The sequence below is a fragment of the Rossellomorea sp. GAMAL-10_SWC genome, assembly GCF_049568075.1.
Classification (GTDB): Bacteria; Bacillota; Bacilli; order Bacillales; family Bacillaceae_G; genus Gottfriedia.
Genome location: NZ_CP144911.1, coordinates 752,543 through 771,846, shown reverse-complemented (window position 1 = coordinate 771,846; position 19,304 = coordinate 752,543). Strand labels below are relative to the sequence as shown.

The 19,304-nt window shown below is 33.5% G+C and carries 7 protein-coding genes; 3 read left to right on the top strand and 4 right to left on the bottom strand.

What is annotated here, in order from left to right; translation table 11 throughout:
• The first annotated feature begins 261 nt into the window (after window positions 1–261).
• From V5E38_RS03685 to V5E38_RS03675, 3 genes are read left to right on the top strand one after another with little or no spacing between them, the layout of a single operon-like run.
• On the top strand, window positions 262–1,644 hold the full coding sequence (locus V5E38_RS03685) for a spore germination protein (RefSeq protein WP_499212259.1): 1,383 nt from the start codon (window positions 262–264) through the stop codon (window positions 1,642–1,644).
• Entirely contained in the window at window positions 1,641–2,714 is a 1,074-nt protein-coding gene (locus tag V5E38_RS03680; RefSeq protein WP_499212258.1) for a GerAB/ArcD/ProY family transporter, read from the top strand. The genes V5E38_RS03685 and V5E38_RS03680 overlap by 4 nt, the downstream gene beginning before the upstream one ends.
• Window positions 2,711–3,844: a Ger(x)C family spore germination protein gene (locus V5E38_RS03675; RefSeq protein WP_499212257.1), complete on the top strand. Its 1,134-nt coding sequence runs from the start codon at window positions 2,711–2,713 to the stop codon at window positions 3,842–3,844. Before V5E38_RS03680 ends, V5E38_RS03675 begins: the two co-directional genes overlap by 4 nt.
• 45 nt (window positions 3,845–3,889) lie before the next feature.
• Here V5E38_RS03675 and V5E38_RS03670 read toward each other — a convergent pair whose 3' ends face one another.
• The 4 genes from V5E38_RS03670 to V5E38_RS03655 all read right to left on the bottom strand — a co-directional run bounded on the left by V5E38_RS03670 (window position 3,890) and on the right by V5E38_RS03655 (window position 19,303).
• Complete coding sequence (locus V5E38_RS03670) at window positions 3,890–4,786, bottom strand: LysR family transcriptional regulator (protein WP_499212256.1); 897 nt, start codon at window positions 4,784–4,786, stop codon at window positions 3,890–3,892.
• 418 nt (window positions 4,787–5,204) lie between these two features.
• Window positions 5,205–13,241: a S8 family serine peptidase gene (locus V5E38_RS03665; RefSeq protein WP_499212255.1), complete on the bottom strand. Its 8,037-nt coding sequence runs from the start codon at window positions 13,239–13,241 to the stop codon at window positions 5,205–5,207.
• Between the two features lie 464 nt (window positions 13,242–13,705).
• Complete coding sequence (locus V5E38_RS03660) at window positions 13,706–17,893, bottom strand: S8 family serine peptidase (RefSeq protein ID WP_499212254.1); 4,188 nt, start codon at window positions 17,891–17,893, stop codon at window positions 13,706–13,708.
• 561 nt (window positions 17,894–18,454) lie between these two features.
• On the bottom strand, window positions 18,455–19,303 hold the full coding sequence (locus V5E38_RS03655) for a lipase family protein (protein WP_499213507.1): 849 nt from the start codon (window positions 19,301–19,303) through the stop codon (window positions 18,455–18,457).
• Window position 19,304 lies beyond the last annotated feature (1 nt).

Below are 19,304 nucleotides of genomic sequence, written 5' to 3'. Positions count from 1 at the left end.
GTTTCTCAACCCCTTCCGTTAAAAACATTTCTAAATGTATGAAAGACTTTGGAAGATCCGTTTAAATTTCTTTTATATGTGATACTCTAAAAATTTATGTTTCGTAAACAAAAAAAATGCCCAGATGGAGAATGAAGCATCTTTATAAAATAAAAACCATTAGAAAAACAATTATAATTTGGCCTAATTTCCATACATATCCAATTTCCTTACGGGAATAATACTTATATTCTTTGCGGAGTTTTTAAGGAGTTGGTTTAAATGGAAGTAAATGAAAAAACCTCCATGCTTGAAGAAGTAAAAAGCACATTTCAAGCTAGTTCAGATTTTAAATATAAAAAATATTCAATCGGGGAAGTAACTCTTCATTTATGTTATTTGGATACTTTAATCGATTCAGAGGTTATTCAAACAAATATACTTGCGCGGGTTATTTCAAAAGATGATTCAAATCGAATTATAACAACTATTTTAGATACAGAAGATGCATATACACTTGATGAATGTATAGAGTCTATTCTTTCTGGTAAAGTCCTTGTTTTTAATGATAATAATAAAAGTAAAGCGAAGGCATATTCTGCACTTAGTGATAATAGCGATCGTTCAATATCAGAATCAAATGCTGAAACTGTAACATTAGGTCCTCATGACGGTTTTGTAGAGAGTCTTAAAATCAATTCAACTCTAATTCGAAAAAGATTGCATACGAAAGAATTAATCATCAAAAATATAACAGTTGGTAAAAAATATCCTGTGTCGCTTTCCATTTTTTATTTAAACGATCTAACTCCCAACTCAATGATTGAAACAATTGAACAGAATATAAAAAAGCTTGAATCAATTGGAAAAGTTGAACCTAAACAAATGATAGAGGCTGTACATATTCAAAATAGTATAGAAGAATATCCATCTTCTCCATTTCCTCAGGTCATGTTCACAGAAAGACCTGATCGTACAGTTCGTCATTTATTAACAGGAAAACCTGCAATTTTGATTGAGAATGACCCTAGTGCTTTATTATTTCCTTATGATCTTTATGGTTTTTTTCGTAGTGCAGACGATTTTAACTTTCGATCGTTTTTTGGGTTATTTTTTTATTCTTTAAGAATATTCGCATTTTGGATTGCAGTCTTATTACCTTCTATTTATATTGCTGTTACAACTTATCATTCGAATATTTTACCTATCTCTATTTTTTATACTCTAAAACTATCGATTGAAAATGTACCGCTTCCACCTTTAATCGAAGCTCTTTCGATGATTCTTATTTTAGAACTATTGAAGGAAGCAGCTTTAAGACTCCCGAATCCTATTGGGTCAACAATCGGTACTGTCGGTGCGATTGTCATAGGGACGTCTATTGTACAAACGAATTTAATCTCAAATTCTATGGTTGTTGTGATTGCAGTTACCGCAGTTGCATCATTCTCACTTCCATCAAGGGAAATGTCGGTTGCCGCAAGAATTATGGGAATACCACTTTTAGTCCTTTCATCAATTTTTGGATTTATTGGCATTAGTTTAGGCATCTTTATGTTTTTGGCTCACTTATCAAAAATTAGAGCATTTAGTTATCGATATGTAGAGAATCCAGGTTTCTCCGAATTTCTTTTGCTAAAAAATAAGAAGGAGAAATCATCATGATTAATAATAAGCAACTATTCTATTTAATAATACTTACACAATCCGGCGTTGCCATTACAACATTACCTAATAAAATTTATAAAGTAGCTGGCCACGATGGATGGATTTCGCCAATTCTTGGTGGTGTAATCGTTCAAATTCTAATAATATTTTATTATAGTTTATATAAAAAATTCCCATCAAAAAGCTTTACTGACTATACTAAAATCATAACGAATCCATTCATTGGAACATGTATAAATATTAGCTATTTTCTCTACTTTTTGTATGTTGTACTCGTTATATCGATAAGATTTTCTGATATTATCACAACTTGGATTTTTCCAAAAAGCCCGTCCTGGCTGATCCTTATTCTATTTTTATTAACAGCGTATTTTGTCGCGAAAGAGGACATTCAAACAATTGCTAGAACATACATACTTTGTTCATTTATTTTAATCATATTTATATTATTACTACTAATCGCTTATGATAACGTACATATTGGTAGAATATTACCTATTGGTCAATCCCCAATTAAAAAAATAGGCTCTGGTGCTTATTCGTCTTTTATTGAAATGTTAGGTTTCGAAATCTTTTTATTTATTTCACCAAGCTTTCAAGATACGAAGAAGAAATTGCTTACTTTATCTTTCGCTAATGTCTTTACAACATTACTTTATACTTTTATCATTTTCACGTCTTTTATCAGATTAAGCAATAAAGAAAATAGTTATATTTTAGATCCAATCCTTTATATCTTTAAAACTTATAATTCGAAAATGATCGAGAGTCTAGATACAATATTTTTAAGTCTTTGGACAATTGTCATTTGTGCAACAGTAGTGACCTATATTTATATCGTAAGCGAAGATGTTCATAAGCGTTTAATTTTAATTGTAAAAAATAGGAAAAGTATTTTATTGTTCATTATTTTATTAATATTTGCTTTTTATCCGTTTATCTCATTACATGTGATAAGAAGAGAAACCATCATAAATTTTGGAAGTTATTTAGATCCAATCTTTATTATCATTATTCCATTCCTATTGCTCCTAATTAATAAAGTTAGGGGGCTAATAAACCAATGAGTAAATCTTTTAAAATTATTTGTTTATTTTCAATTCTTTTTTTAGCTACAGGTTGTTGGGACACAAGAACAATTACTGATAAAACACTAGTTAATGGGATTAGTGTTGATTTAGATCAAGATAATAAAATTGAGATCAATGCACTAATACTTGATATTATCGGTAAGGGAGCTGGCGTTTTCGATTTCCAAAATGAATCTGTTAACTCAAAAAGTGACTCAGTGTCTCATGCTGGAATGGATATCATTTCATTTTTACCAGGAGATATTACCACATCAAAAACTAGAGTTATCTTATTAGGTGAAGAGTTCTCAAAAACAAAATTCATTCATCTTTTAAGCACTTTTAGGCGTAGAACATTTTCAAATCTTAATATAGCAGTCGCAATAACAAACAAACAGCCTGCAAAAAAAGTTTTAGCATTAAAAGCAATTGGAACTAAACCTTTATCGTTCATATTAAAGGAAACTATTGATAATGCTGTAGAAACCTCACTTACTCAAAAAATTGAACTTTTTAACATTTTTACATATGCTTCCGAAGACGGTATTGACTTTATTTTGCCAGTATTAGATGTTACACCAACTGACAGAGTAGAAGTTGTTGGTGCAGGCTTGATGCATAATGAACGCTATACAGGTCATTCCGTTTCTTCAGAGCACTCCCCACTTCTTCTAATGATGATGGGAAAATATGGCAATACCGGTCATTTTATAACTAAACTCCCTGAAAAATATGAAGCACCATACAATACAATTGCGTATGAAATTATTCGACCTAGGAATAAATTATCTGTTTCTACTTCTAAAGATAAAATAAAAGTGAATATAAAAGTTAATGTAAATGTAAAAATAAATGAAATTACATCAATTAAAATGTTAAAAGAAGAAGAACTTTTGTCCAATATTACAAAAGATTTAAATAAAAGGGCTCAAGAGATTATTAATGAAATTCAACTTGCTAATAGTGATGTATTAGGTATTGGTCGATATTTAAAAGAACATAATCCTGAAAAATGGCGAAAGCTTAATTGGGAAAAGGAGTATCCTACTATTAAAATCCATCCAAAGGTGATCGTCACCATAAATAGTACTGGTGCGATTGGTAAAGAATCTCAGCTTGATGAGTAAAAAAAGATAGTGTAGTCAGTTGATATACTGGCTTCACTATCTTTTTTATAGACTATTATTAAACTGTTTTTTTAATTTCTCAATAAATTCTTTTGCCAATGGTGATAAACTTTTCGATTGTAAATGGATCAACCAAAAGTCAAGGTCGAAAGTAGCTTCTTCCTTTAACGGAATTACTTTAATGCCTCCATTTAAAACCATTGGGCGATTTCGAATCGAAAATTCATGTAAATACAAAATTGCTTGGCTCTCTTTTACTAATTCAAAAAGTAAACTACTTCTATTTGTTTGAAGAACAACATTTTTCGAATTCATTTTTGAAATTTTTTGAAGTGCTTTATAATCTGAGGTTTTATACATCACTATTTTTGCATCTACTAATTCACTAGGTGTTACCGATTCTTTCGAATAAAAAGGTGATTTCTTACCGACAGCTATACACATATGTCCTTTATGTAGAAGTTCATATTCTATGAACTTTTCTTTTTTCAACTCTTCCTTTGTAGCTGGCATAAGTGCGAAATCATAATCTTGCTTAATAAAAGTTTGAATCATATTGGCAGGATTTTCTTCAACCACTTCAAATGATACTTCATTTTCCTCATTAAACTTCACCATTGTTTCTTGAAGCATAAATGTAAAAGTTGGCGCAGTAAGAATTTTCAAATGTGTATTACTTTTATTTTTAAAATCTTCAATTTCTCGATTAAGTTCTTTAATCGTACTTAATAATGTCATTGCCTTTGAAATGACTATTTTTCCTTCAAAAGTTGGTGTTACCCCTTGTTTTGATCGATTAAATATTTTTATTCCAAGCTCATTTTCTAACTGAGTAATGGATTGACTCATTCCAGAAGGAGAGATAAATAATTTTTCTGCAGCTTTCGTAATTGACATTTCTTTTGCCGCATAGACAATATGTTCCATTTGATCAAAATTCATTTTACAACTTCTCCTTAAGAAAACTAAATCTATATCTTATTTGTAATGAATACATTTTATCTTAATGTTTTCAAAAAAATCAATTCATACATATTATTAACAGTTCTAGCATCAACATGCGTAATAATGGTCTTGTATTATAAAAGACTTACCTTTTTACTAATATATTTTCTACAAACTAAAAAATAAGACAAGAATACTTCTAATTAGTACTCTTGTCTATTTATATTTTTAAGGGTAAGTATTTATATGAAAAAAGATAAAATCGTTATACTATTCCAAAAAGGGTGTTTAATCCAACTTCTTTTTATCATAAGCACCCCTTTTGACTTTGTTGCTTGAGAGTAAATTGTACTGCTTGTTTTCCTTTTCAGGAAATTCTTAAAAGAATCTAATTATTTAGGATCGTTGTCATTAATTAGATAATTATTTGGTCCTTATTGTGCTTTGGTAAAACTATGATCTTTGTTGCAGCACTTTCATTACCAGTTGAATCCTTTGCATAGATTGATAACTCTATTCCTGCTTTTTGTGTTTTAATTTGGATAGTAAATTGTCCTTTAGAATCAGCTTTTCCTGTTGCAATTACAACACCATTGATTTTTATCGTAATCGTTGCATTTGCTAAAGTCGTTCCTGAAATCTTTGGATCATTATCATAGATTTGGGTAACGACTGGTGTATTTAGAGACCATTTTGCGTAAATTGTTGTGTCGCTCGTTACTTTATCTATTGCAAAATTCCATACTGTTTGACCTGCTGCATCTTTATACCATCCTGCAAAAGTGTAACCTGTTCTTGTTGGTACAGTAGGCTGAGCAATCATTGTGCTATAGTTTGCTTTTATAGCATCTACTGCACTTCCACCTTGGCTATCAAATTTAACTGTATACGAGTTAATGCTCCACTTAGCAAATAACTCAGTATCTGCAGTTACTTTATCTGTAGCAAAATTCCATGGTGTTTGACCTGCAGCATCTTTATACCACCCAACAAAAGTGTAGCCAGTTCTTGTTGGTGCTGTTGGTGCTGTCAATGTCGTGTTATAATCAACTTTCTTAGTTTCTACTAAGCTTCCATCTTGCTTGTTAAATTCTACTGTGAACTTATGAATCGACCATTTTCCATAAAGTGTTTTTGCAGAATAGATCGAGTTTGTGAAATCCCAAGGAATTGTACAAGCTTCATCTGCGAACCAAGCTAAATCATATCCATAAACAGCTGGTGATGTGATTCTTCGCACTACAATTCGATCTTTTGTTGCATCTTTTACTTCAGCTGGAGCATTACTTGGTAGTACAAAATGTATATTATATCCAGTTACTACTTTTTGTACTACTGTCACATCCGCATAATCAGTAGCCTTGATCGTAATTGTATACTCTCTCGCTCTTGTGAACAGACTCTGTTCTAAAGTAATCGTACGGTTTTCTTTATCTACATTATATTTCGATTTATCTACCGCACTACCGTTAAGCGTAATGCCTGTAATCGTATTTGCCCAATCTTTATCACTGTACTCTAATACAATATTGTTCCCTACTGCATTATCCGTTGTATCTGCTGTTACAACAGAACCAGCTAACGCATATTTTGCATAAAGTGTGATTGGTTTAGTCACAATAGTATCAAAATCATATGGTATTGTTAAATTTTGATCCATATACCAACCATAGAACTTGTAGCCTACTTTTGTCGGATCGATTGGTTTTGTTGCATTTCTGTCTACAATTTGAGCTGGAACTGGATCTCCACCATTTGATTCAAACGTAACCGTATAACCGATAACTTGATCAGTTACTACTACATCTTTATACCCTTCTGAAACAATCGTCACATTGACCTTTTGTCCAACTGTGAAAAGATCGCCTTTAAGGATAATACTATTATTCGTGATCATGTAATCCTTATTTAGAACTAATGTTTTAGCGCCGATTTGAACAGCCTTGATATTGTTTTTCCATGTGCCATCATCAGTAAATGTTAATGTAATATCACTACCGACAATGTTTCCAGCAACGTCTTTATTTACCATTGGTGGTACTTTGATCCAACATAGATAGAAAGTAGAATTATCTGTTAGGACTTTATTATTTGTAAATGAAATATCTGACTTTTTGTCACTTGAACCAGCTGCATCCAAATAAAGGTCAGTACTAATCGTTAAATTGCCATTTGTTACATGCGTTGAACCTGTATTCATATTTGGTACAGATGTCTTTCCATTAACTAAAATATCGGCAAAGAATGAGTCAGTTGTATTTTTTAAAGTACCGCCGTTTAAATCAATATGACGTCTATACCCAAGTTGTACATTTGGGATTACGACAGTTTCACCTGTTGTAGATGTTAACGTTACTTCATACCCTTTGATATTACCAATATTTCCAAGCGTTGGCATTTCACTGAATGCAAACTTTTCTCCTAAATTGTTTTGACCTGCTTTAACAGCTTGATCATGAGTAGCTGTTGTGAAGGATAGAACTCCGTTACTTCCGTTAGATGACAAGTTATAAGTACTTGGGTCTAACGTATACTGTGTTGCTGTAGTATCTGTTGAGCCATCGCTCTTCATCTGATAGAATTTCGCATCAATTTTTGCTATTTTGTCTTTACTTGTTAACCAAGAAACATTTGTTAAATAATCTGGGATGTTGATTTTTAAATCCCCTTCTCCAAGCACCCATCCAATACCACTTACAGACCCGTTACTACCGTCAAATTTTAATCCATTAGGGTTCGATTTATCAACAGGTGAATAACTTTGAGTTGAATTCATTTGCCATTTCGCATAAACGGTTTTATCCGCCGTTAAAGTAGATCCTGGATCCCACTGAGTTGTACCAGCTACATCATTAAACCAACCAACAAGAGTATATCCAGATCTTGTTGTAGTTGGATTTTTAAATCCACCAACATAAGCCTGATTTGTAATAGGATCTCCACCATTTATTCTTGTTTTTGCTGGACTGTACCCGACCGCTATAGGGTCAATTGGAGCACCACTCTGCGAATTAAAAGTAATGCCATATCCAACTGCTTGTGCAGCACTACCATTTGAATCAACACCGATCGATTTAAGAGGGTAAATCGTACCATCAGAACCCGTTGAACTAATATCAAACTTGTACAACTGAGGTAACCAGTTAGCTCCTCCTGGATTGATTGCCGATGTCGGACCAACAGGTGATGCATTTGTTTTAAATAAATCTGCCTTAAAAGTAATTTGTCCTGGCACACTGATGTCGTAATATTTATTCCCACTGCCATCTTTTAAGTCGGTGATATCTAGCACTGCTGAGTTTAATGTTTTCACCTTGATATTATTAATACCTTGACGCCAATTCGCATCATCTGTAAAGGTAAAGGTTAAATCCTTTCCTAAATGTGCTTTTGTTGGGTCGGTAATGCTTGATATTGCAGGCGTCGGAATTGGCACAGCCGCAACTGTAAGTGCTTTAGTTACATCTTGGTATCCTGTCGCCTTCACTGTAACAGTGTAATTCGTTGCTGTCGGGAATAGCGCACCTGGGAACGTAATTTTTGATGGCATAGTTTGCGATACACCATTTGCGTCATAATACGTATATCCCGGGTTAATAGTTACTAAATTCGTTACATCAGTTGAACCTAACATAATTTTTGTAATTGCTTTTCTCCATACTACATCATCAACGAACACTGTGCTTGAAGGAGACATCGAGATTGTTGCTCCATTTTGCAAGTCTTGTAACTTTGGTGATGTGATGGTTGCTTGTGCTGGAGCTGCAAAATTAAGCTTTTGCATAACTTGCTCTACTGTGTCATCTCTATTTAACGTGATTGAACCAGCATATTGAGTTGTAATAGTTGTATCTTGATCTACTGTTTTTTGTGCAGTTGGAACACTTAAACCTGCTTCGATTGCACTTTGATTTTGCTTACCAAAGTTTTTAAAGATGAAATAGAAATCGTTGTAATCGATTCCGTAACCAAATCCAGTTGGCTTAATCCAATAAATATCTGCATCGCGGTTTGTGTTTAAGAATGCTGTTTTGTTTGCTACTGTATTTGCTGGATTATTAAAATTACTTAAATTTTTGTATTGATAATAAACATCGATTTCTTTCAGTAAATCTTTCATGTCAATGACGTTGTCACCGTTAACATCTCCACCTAAAAGGATAGGGAATAGACCTCGAATATCCTTAATAGTACCTGATTGATAACCGAATTTGTTTTCACCAATTACCGGTGTTTTTTCATATCCTTTAAAATGTCCTGGAACACTTGCTTCAACAGAATATGGCTTGTCACTAACATCCATCGTGACAGCATAATATGGATTGATGAATGTATAAGCCATTGTATTATTAAATGACGTCGGTTGGTCGGTTGTAAACTTTTTACCTTTGTCATCCGTAACCGTTACCTTCGCACCAGAATCAACCGTGAATTGTGGATAATTGTTGTTTATGTTATTCCTTGCGAAAGATTCTGCTGCTAATTGCCCTCTAAGTACAGAGATGTTCTGTCTTACATAAGGTACATTGGTTGGGAACCAAGCGACCTTTGTATCTTCACCTGACAAAGTTAAATTCGCCTTTAGTAATATATACTGGAATTGTCCTGTAATCGGATCTGGGCTGTTATAGGTCACATCTGCTTCTAAAATCGGCATATCATGGTCAAGTGCACCTGCTGGACCTATATTTGAAATTGTCACATCTGTTGTTAGGCCAACTCCATACACTGGATGTTTATATGGTTGACTTACTGTAAGAACGTTAGTTGGATCAATTCCTTTACTGATTAGGTAATTTTTATACTCATCTGTCAGTCGGATATGACTGAAGTCGTAAACATTTTGACTATTCAGCATAAATTTACCGCCAGTCATTCCTACACCATACTTAGTTGTGATTGTCGTTTTGAATGGTTTATTAGCATCGACAACTACTTTATCTTCGTTACCTGGGCCTGCATCTACTCCATTAGAATTAGTTAGTGTGACATAAGGATTTCCCTTTTTGATAAAATAATAAGTTTGTCCGTTTATACTTTGGTCACTTTCACCTGAATAATCAACAGGATCAATTATAAATTCACTACCATATTTATTTGCTACGTCCTCAGCCGTCACCCCAAAATGGAAGCGACCTTTCTCATTTGTATTAAAGAAAACTGTTGGGTAATCACTGTCTTGATAGCCTACAACACTGTTCAATCCTTGATCGACAGGAACTGGTGTTACACCATCTTTAGGGCTTGGCACTGATGTTTCACCATTATTTTTCATCACTTCTACGTTCGAGTCATAAACTATACCACGGAATCCTTTAATTTCTTGTCCAGGCAGGTAACCTGTCGGATCAATTTCATAAATTCCACCCTTGGAGTCACTATCCATCGTCATAGTTGGTGGTGTTCCATCAACATAAACCGTATCTTCTGCTGTATAACGTTTTCCATCTTTACCAGTTGCAACGATCTCAAGTGAGTAGGAACCTTCTTTTAGTACTTGCACATCGTCTGCGAGGCCAGACTCGTCATACGATCCATCGTATGTTTTTGTGAATGGAAGATACCATCCATTTAAAAGTGTTATAAGTGGGCCGTATTGAACACCAGGGATAAAATTACTACCGTTTGATAATGTATTAGCTATCCCTATATATTTTCCGTCTTTGTCTTTAACGGCAATATAGAAGCTTTTCATCTCGTTATTAAATGATAATCTATAAGCTGAAATATTTCCGACTGCCGCCGCTTTTATCGTAACTTTGAAAGTATCAATTCCTTTTTCCGCAACTGTAATCGTAAACGGAATACGATACGTCTCTGATGGGTCAGTAGCGTTTACTAGATAAATATAGCCCTCATATGTGCCATCTAATGAGTTTGAAGGAACTGTAATTTTTGCTGTTGCTTTAACAGTGCTTCCTCCACCAACATTAATCGAATTCACGTTTTTCCCATCGACAGAAAAATCGATTTTCACATCATTTCCTGTGCCAGGACCTACTTTATTCGATCCAGCAAATTTTGATGTAATAAATGCACTACTTACATTAAATGTTTTACTGCCAGTTCCTAGATTGGAAACGTTAAAATCTTTTGAAGAAACAACATCGTCTGAACCGTTCGTTGCACCTTCTCCTCTGCCTTTAAATCCAAAGAACATGCTTCCAGTCAAGTTATCTACTTGATGAGCTGTTGATGAATCTATTGGATTATCAAAAGTAACTGCTTTATCTAGAACTTGAATTTTAACATTTGCAGCGATTGCACGAGCCGGATCAACACGTCCAGCACCTACTTGATATACGCTATAAGTCTTTAAATCTGTGTCAATACTTTTAGCTGTATTCATTAGTGCTGTCTTAACATCCGCAGGTGTATAATCTGGATGTGCAGCTAAGACCAAAGCTGAAATCCCAGCAACGTGTGGTGTTGCCATAGAGGTACCAGACATAATCTGATATGCAAGTTTATAATCATGAGTTGTATTGTTTTGCGGCTCCCAAATATCGTATGGAGCTGTTGAAGAAATATCAACACCAGGTGCTATAACATCCGGCTTAATTGTCCAATCTTTAACTGGACCTGTTGAGCTAAAGCTTGCCAATTCATCCCCACTCTTACTAATCGGAGCATCAAGTGTAGAAGGAAACGTAATGTTAGCTGAATTTGGATCTTTTTTAATCGCATCAGATAGAGCTTGTCCTTGTGCTTGTGTCAATGAAATCGAATAAACATTATCCATGCTGACACCTAGGAAATTTGGTATATAGCCTTGGCTATCTGAATCATCAGTATTGTCCCAGATAATCATACCTGCAGCTCCAGCATTTTTAGCGTTTGCCATTTTTGTCTGTAAGTACTCTCCCCCACGTTTTACTAGAGCAATTTTACCAGACATATTAATACCGCTATAATCTGCAGCACTTCCTAAACCTACATCAACGATTGGTAATGTTTGACCTTTAAAAGCATCGTCTGATTGTGAAAAGTTTTTACCAAATAAACGTGCCTTATAAGAAATTGAACCATTCTTTACTGTCATGGTTGCAATATTTTCTGGGATTGTACTTGCACCTACAGTAATTGCTAATGCTGAAGCTCCTGGTGCACCGACTGTAGCTTGCCCAGGACCAGCATTACCTGCTGCAACATCACACACAACACCAGCTAAAGTAGCATTGTTAATAGCCACACTTGTAGGGTAAAGTGGGTCATTAACATTTGCACCAAGTGAAAGATTGATGACATCCATGTGATCTTTTACTGCTAGGTCAATACCACTTAATACAGAATCTGTTGTACCATGACCACCTGGACCTAGTACACGATAACTATAAAGGTCCACATCTGGTGCTACACCATTTGCAGAATATACGTCGTTATTATCTGTCGTATTTGCTGCAATCGTCCCTGCAACATGCGTTCCATGAGAAGTTATATATGACTTATAGTCTGATGGAGGTGTCCCCCAAACTGGATTAGAACTCTCCTTATCAGTTTTCCAATCTTCATATGTTGTTTCCATTGGATCATGGTCATCCACGTATTTAATGTTTCCATTTGAATCTATACCGTCATTATTAACTAAGTCGTGACCACCTTTATAAACGCCCTTCAAATCTGGATGATTATAGTCAATTCCAGTGTCCAACACACCAACTTTAACCTTTTGTCCTACACGTGGGCCTGATTTAATGATACCAGTATTACCGTCAGCTTGAAGTTTATCAATACCTAAATAAGAAAGCCCTGGTGTTGGCTTACCAGCAGATCTACTTGTCGCTACAGCTTGGGAAGCGTTATCTTCCGGAACAGAATATTCTACTTGAGACCAAATAGAATATACATCTGGATTTTCAGCAAGTTTTTCAACTTGATTTGCAGGTAGTGATAAAGCTACTCCATTAAATGCATCTGTGTATTCTCGAGTAATACCCATAGAAGTATTGACAGATTTCCCACCAACTATTTGCGTCTTAGGCTGCCCATTCACAAAGCTTTTAAATTTAGTATGAGAATCTTTTACCTTATTTCGTGCATCCGAATATTCACTTGCAAACGCTTGACTATTTGCAGTTGCTCTCCCTTTAGCTAGAGACTGCTTTATGATTTGAATCTTTGCTGGATCCTCTTTAAATTGAACAATTACATTAATCTTTTTTGAACTACTTAAATCTTTTTGGTCCACATGAATTTTTTGAGTGTTCTCTGCTCCAGTAAGCTTATTAATATTCGCTTTTTGCTCAGGAGTAAGCCCGTCAAGAATACGGTTTACTTCTTTCGCATCAAAAGTATTACTAGATGAATCTTGTTGATTTGGTTTAGTCTCGGCATTTACACTTGCAAAACTTTGAGGTATCGCAACGTTTAAAAACATTGAGCTCAAAGCAAAGATCGAGACCATCTTTTTAGTTGGCTTCATACTCTTTCTAGACAATTTTCTCTTTTTCATGATTTCCCCCCCATTAGATACATAATCCACTTACAATCAATTGTTAGAATTTTTACAGAAAATTCACTAATAAATAACTATTCTTAACAATTTGATTAATTAAATACTACTTCAAGATTTAATTATCTTGTATTGGGGGATTTTAGCGTTTTTGATTTATTTTAGAATAAAAAAATATAAAAAAATGAAATAATTTGGTGGAAAAAGGAGATTTGTAGGCAGATATGATTAATAAAGCCTTAATTTTTTAAATATAAACAAAGTTAAATCATATAAATTTTAAATTTGGGGGAATTTTGGAGAATTTCATGATTTTTATTGAAAAATTTTAAAAATTAAAAATTAAAAATTTCAAATTTATATATAAAAAACTATCAAACTTTAAGTTTATAAAGAATGATAGTTTTTTTAAAATTTTTTAAATGTTTTTCTAATTTTTTTATAATGTTACCGACATTGTTCTCTTATTTTAAACCTAATTGATTTAGTACGTCGTCAAGCGTTACACCTTTATATGATGTCTTTGCTTTAGGTGGATTTGGAACAGTACTATTTTGTAATCCATAATTCTTAACAACATAATCCATATCCTTTTTATCTACAACACCATCAAAGTTCAAATCACAACCTGATTTATTAAAACCCCAATAAGTTTGTAAATTTAGTGCATCTAATATATCGATGACATTATCTTTATTTGTATCTCCAGCTTTTGCTTGAGCTAAGTTAAATCCTAATCTTCTACCAACCGTTTCTCCTCGAACGTCATCTGATAAAACTAACTCTTTAGACATTGTAAAATGACCTGGTACATCCACTTTTATCGTATATGGTTTTGTGTCAGCAACTAGCGGATCTACTATATAATTTCCATTTTTGTTTGTAAACACTGCGTCTACAACATTTTTTCCATCATATGAAGTAACGGTTACTTTAGCACCAATTTTTAGTTGATCTATAGCAAAATTAGTCTGACCAGTAGCAGGATTAAACGTTCCTTCTAATTTCATTTGACCTTCTAATCGAGAATAACTAGGTTGTTTTAAATCAAATACTTCTAGATAACTATAAACTTTATTTGTTTCTACATTCGATTGATCAATTGTCGATCCATTAAATTCCATGTTAGACTGCACAATTGGAAAATCTTTCGAAAAACGTTTTGCTGTTACTAAATCGAAATTGAATAATTGCATATCTTCAGGTAGAGGTTTATCGCCTAAATAGTTAAATGTTATGTTATATGTTGATTCATATGTCCCAGTAGTTTTTGTTACAGACACTTGTGCATCACCATATTGCTTTACAGCATCACTTACCACGACATTTTCAATAGTTGCTAGCTCTCTACCATCTTGCACTATTACCGGTATTGAAATTTTCGCAGTTTTTAAATTCTTCATATTATTTGAACGGAAAGAATAATTAATTGTATCTCCCATCGAAGCTGTTTGTTTATTTGCTTTTAAGTAATAATACGGATAAGTTTCGGGCACGAACATTATCCTTAAAATTGACGTAAGGTTTGCCGTAAAGTTTCTTGCAGCATCATTCGCAACAAACGAAATTTTATATGGCACTACACCTTTCAGTACTAGTATTTGATCATTGTGATTTCCATCTTTATCCATGTTTATTGGAAGGCTTGGCCAACCTGCATGGTTATATGCAACAATTTGATTACTAGACTGATCAATTGGAATTCCTGCTTGGTTTGCAGTTTCTACTTCTGGATCAGTAACCTTCATATGAAAGTCATACAAAAATTGTCCATTTGCATCAAATTGACTGTCTTTATATTCAATCACTTTTTGATCTAATGAATCGAAGCTTGAAGTCATAGTTGGTTGTCCTTTTTCATAAATGAAATCAGCTGATTTTGAGAATGTTTTACCTTGATCATTTGTACCAACAATTCTTAGTTTATAATGTCCTGTTTTTGCAAGAACAATTGAATTACTTATTGGATTTTTTGGATCACCAGTGAACGGGAAATAAGACCCATTAAATCCAGTTGGAACTCCGTATACCGTGTTTTCTTTTATTGAAATTCCATTATAACTTGCAAGTAATCCTAAATCTTCACCAGTCGTTGCATCTTGAACTACGAAATCGATAGTTTTCATATGCGATTTTAATGAAAACTTAAATGACATTTGTAGATTTGCTCTTTGTGGTATAGATGTATCACCTGAAAACATAGGATTAGAAATCGTAAGGGTATCAATTCCTTCATTTACTACTCGTCCACCAAATGGAATTTGGTAAGTTTCTGTTGGATCAGCATCATTTGTAAAGACGATATATCCTTCATATGTTCCTTTTTCAGCTGTCTTTGGAATATTTAAATTAAACTTAATGTTTTTTGAGCTAATTGCACTTAATTTAACTGAAGTTGGTCCAGTTAATGTAACTCCATTAGATGCTGCATCCAAGGAGCCTCTTAATCCCGCTTGGAATTTTACATTTACATTAAATGTTTTTGCTTTTTCACTTCTATTCTTTAAAGTAACAGTACGGTCATCAGTAATATCTTGATCATTAAAACCGTATGAACCAAAGCTCATTCCACCTGTTAATTCTTTAATTGTTTTTAATTTACCTTTATCATTACTTGTCGATGTTTTATCAACAACTTGCAATTCAACACTTGAGTTAATTGCTTCATACGCATCTACTCGTCCACTTCCAATTTCAAACACACTATAATTTTTTAATAATGGATCAGCTGTGTTCATTAAAATCGATTTAACATCTGCTGGTTGTAAATCTTTGTTTGATTGTAATAATAATGCGGATACTCCAGCAACAAAAGGTGTAGCCATAGACGTACCAGATAAACGTTCATATGCATACTTGTAATCATCTGTTTTTGTCCCATCTACAGTCTTATTGTTTACATAAAACGGAACAGTTGACATAATCGCAACACCAGGTGCAGTTACTTCTGGTTTAATATCATAATTTACACGAGAGGGACCTCTTGAACTGAATCCAGCTAATTCATCGCTAGCAGTATGAATGATTGAATAGTCTCCAAATGAGAAGCTTGTTTTACCTGCTTGAATCGCTGCTAAAATTTGTTTTCCATCACTGTTTGATATTGTAAATGATGGAACTGCATCAACTGATTCACCTAAAAATGCATTAATTGGTCCTTCAGCTTGGTTTACTTCGTCGTTATACATAAGTACCCCAACTGCGCCTCTTATTTTTGCATTTTTGATTTTATCAATTATAGCGTTCGTTCCACGTTTAATAAAGGCGATTTTTCCATTTAAGTCCTTCCCGTTGAAATCAGCAGTTGTTCTCGCTAAACCTACATCTACTAATTGATACGTTTTTCCTTTTAATTGAGTAAGATTATCTGAGTAATTTCTTGCTAACTGTCTTACATTATAATTAACTCCATTTTGTACAGCCGCGTATTGATATGCATCAAGCGAAATTGATGATGCACCAACTGTTAACGCTAATGCAGAAGCACCTGGTGAACCTAGTGTATACATTTGATCTCCAGAATTCCCAGCTGCAACAACAGTTGTCACACCACTTAATACTGCATTATTTACAGCAACTGAAGTCGCAAAAAGAGGATCATTAAGTGATGCACCAAGTGACATATTGATAACATCCATACCATCTTTAACTGCTTTATCCAATCCAGCAATAATAGCATCAGTTGTTCCACTACCGTACGGTCCAAGTACTCGGTAAGAGTAAATATCCGCCTCAGGTGCTGCTCCTAACATTTTATATTCACTATCTGCTTTACCACGGCCACCAATAATACCAGCAACATGTGTTCCATGCTCTGTATAATAAACCGATGAGCCATTAGATTCTGGTTTTCCTGATTTCTTCCAATCAGCGTAAGTTGTTTCCATTGGATCATTATCGTTGTCAACGAAATCATATCCACCTTTAAATGCATCCTTTAAATCTGGATGATTGTAATCAATACCAGTATCCAAGATCCCTACTTTTATTCCTTTACCTGTAAAACCTTCTGCATGTAAACGATCGAAACCATCATAAGGTGTATAATTTCCAACTTTTTCCTCATCAGCTTTTAATTGTTCATTATTTGCTTCAGGTGGATCAATTGAAAATGTTTCATTGCTCCAAACTGTTTTAACTGCTTTTGATTTTAATAGATTTTTTATTTGATTAGCAGGTAGACTGATCGAAACACCATTAAACGCATTTTTATATGAACGGGTAATCTTATAATCTACTTGTTTTTTATTGTCATCAATTAATATTTGTCCAACATCTTCGTTAAACGTTGCATGATCTTGATCAATTAATTTTGATGCTTCATCTGCCGTTAACGATTGTCCTTCAAGACTTGCTTGAAGTTGAGCAACTTTTGTTGGCTGATTTGCAAACTGGACAATTACTGATGTTTGTTTTGTAGAAGATTGATCAATATCAGAAGAAATTTGTAAACCAGCTTCTTCATTTGTTGAAAGTTGATTAAGTGCAGCTCTTTGTTGTGGAGTTAAATTTGCTAAAATATCTTCCGTCTTTGAATAACCTGCAGCTTTTGTAAAATCTAAATGTCCTAGAGAACCTAAAATAAAACTAGACGATAGAGCAACTACAGATAAGCTTTTAACAATTTTACGATTGTAATACTTTTTCCCCATTTTTACCCTCCATGCTACTGTTTATTACATATGTTAGTGTTCATGAATAACAATACGATAATTTAATTGTGTCGAACTTCTTTGCTCTCATTAAATCTTGTACGGTTCCATTACAAACTACCTATGTTAATACTATTATTGAAAAATAGGGGGTTGGAGTAAATTGGGGAAATTTGAAGTTAACTTCCTGTTACTATCGACTTAATTACAATTCCTACTTTAATAAAAAATTGTCGTTAATAAACATTTTTTGTAGAAAAATTATTTTTTTTACACAGTTTTTACTTTTTCTTAATGAGATTTGCAGATTTTTGTAATCAAAAGTAAAATCAAATTTGGGGGAATATTCCAATTTTCATTAAAATTGATTGTGAATCAATAAAATTCAAAATATTAAAACTTTTCAAAATACTATATTTGTCCTATCTTTTCTCTGTTAATCTAGTGAAGAAAATTCTCGATATAACATTAATTTTCAAAATGATTAAAATGAATAATTTACAAAAAAACAGCTCAAATCTTTGATTCATATCGATTTGAGTTGTTTTTAATTTTTAAATATTATTTATTTTTTTCAACACAATTACCTTCATATGGTACACAATTTTTTATATTCGGGCAAAAATCAGGATTATTTGAACATAATGCAGTTGAATATTCTGGATTCAAACTACTGATATTGTTGAAGTAACAGCCAATATAATGATTACGTGCTATACTATTTAATTGAAAAGAAACCGGGTACTTATTGTATACATGTCGATAATATAAACCCTTAGCAGTAAACGGTGGAGGATATGCCTCTGCTGGCAAAGTAGGAATGATATCATGTACATTGAAAATTCGAACACTGTTTCTTACCATTTGGCTATATCGATAAGCAAACTCAGGATCTGCCACTCTAGGACTACCAAAAGTATACACATAAGGATTTTCAAAGTCTGTGTTTACAGCAATGTCATATGAGCACAATACCGCTATGGCTCCTCCTAAACTATAACCTGTAATTAATAATTTTTTATTAGGTGAAAGTTTCATCAGTTCTTTCATTATTTCATTTCTAGCAGATTGATAAATACAAGTAAAACCGCGATGTGTTTTACCAACATTTTCGGCGAAAGGATAATCTACTTGATATAAGTCTTGATCTGACTCATTGTCTTTATATGAATCTGTACCTCTAAAAGCTATAATGATTTCATTGTTTGATTCTGCAATAAATCCAAATGGTTCAGCTTCTGGCTCTTCAACTCCCGCATAGGCATAAATTATATGGCGAAGTTGAAATCCTATAGGTAAGATCATTTCCCCTTTTTCATTTTCGATAAGCTGATTAGACTGATAGCACATCGCTGCAAGTAAAATTGCGTCCTTACTATTAAAAACATTCTCATTTCGTGAATTATACATC

Bases quoted from the DNA above. Each gene is read 5' to 3' on its own strand.
- V5E38_RS03685 (WP_499212259.1), top strand. From the start codon at position 262: ATGGAAGTAAATGAAAAAACCTCCATGCTTGAAGAAGTAAAAAGCACA.
- V5E38_RS03655 (WP_499213507.1), bottom strand. From the start codon at position 19,303: ATGTATAATTCACGAAATGAGAATGTTTTTAATAGTAAGGACGCAATT.
- V5E38_RS03675 (WP_499212257.1), top strand. From the start codon at position 2,711: ATGAGTAAATCTTTTAAAATTATTTGTTTATTTTCAATTCTTTTTTTA.
- V5E38_RS03665 (WP_499212255.1), bottom strand. From the start codon at position 13,241: ATGAAAAAGAGAAAATTGTCTAGAAAGAGTATGAAGCCAACTAAAAAG.
- V5E38_RS03670 (WP_499212256.1), bottom strand. From the start codon at position 4,786: ATGAATTTTGATCAAATGGAACATATTGTCTATGCGGCAAAAGAAATG.
- V5E38_RS03680 (WP_499212258.1), top strand. From the start codon at position 1,641: ATGATTAATAATAAGCAACTATTCTATTTAATAATACTTACACAATCC.
- V5E38_RS03660 (WP_499212254.1), bottom strand. From the start codon at position 17,893: ATGGGGAAAAAGTATTACAATCGTAAAATTGTTAAAAGCTTATCTGTA.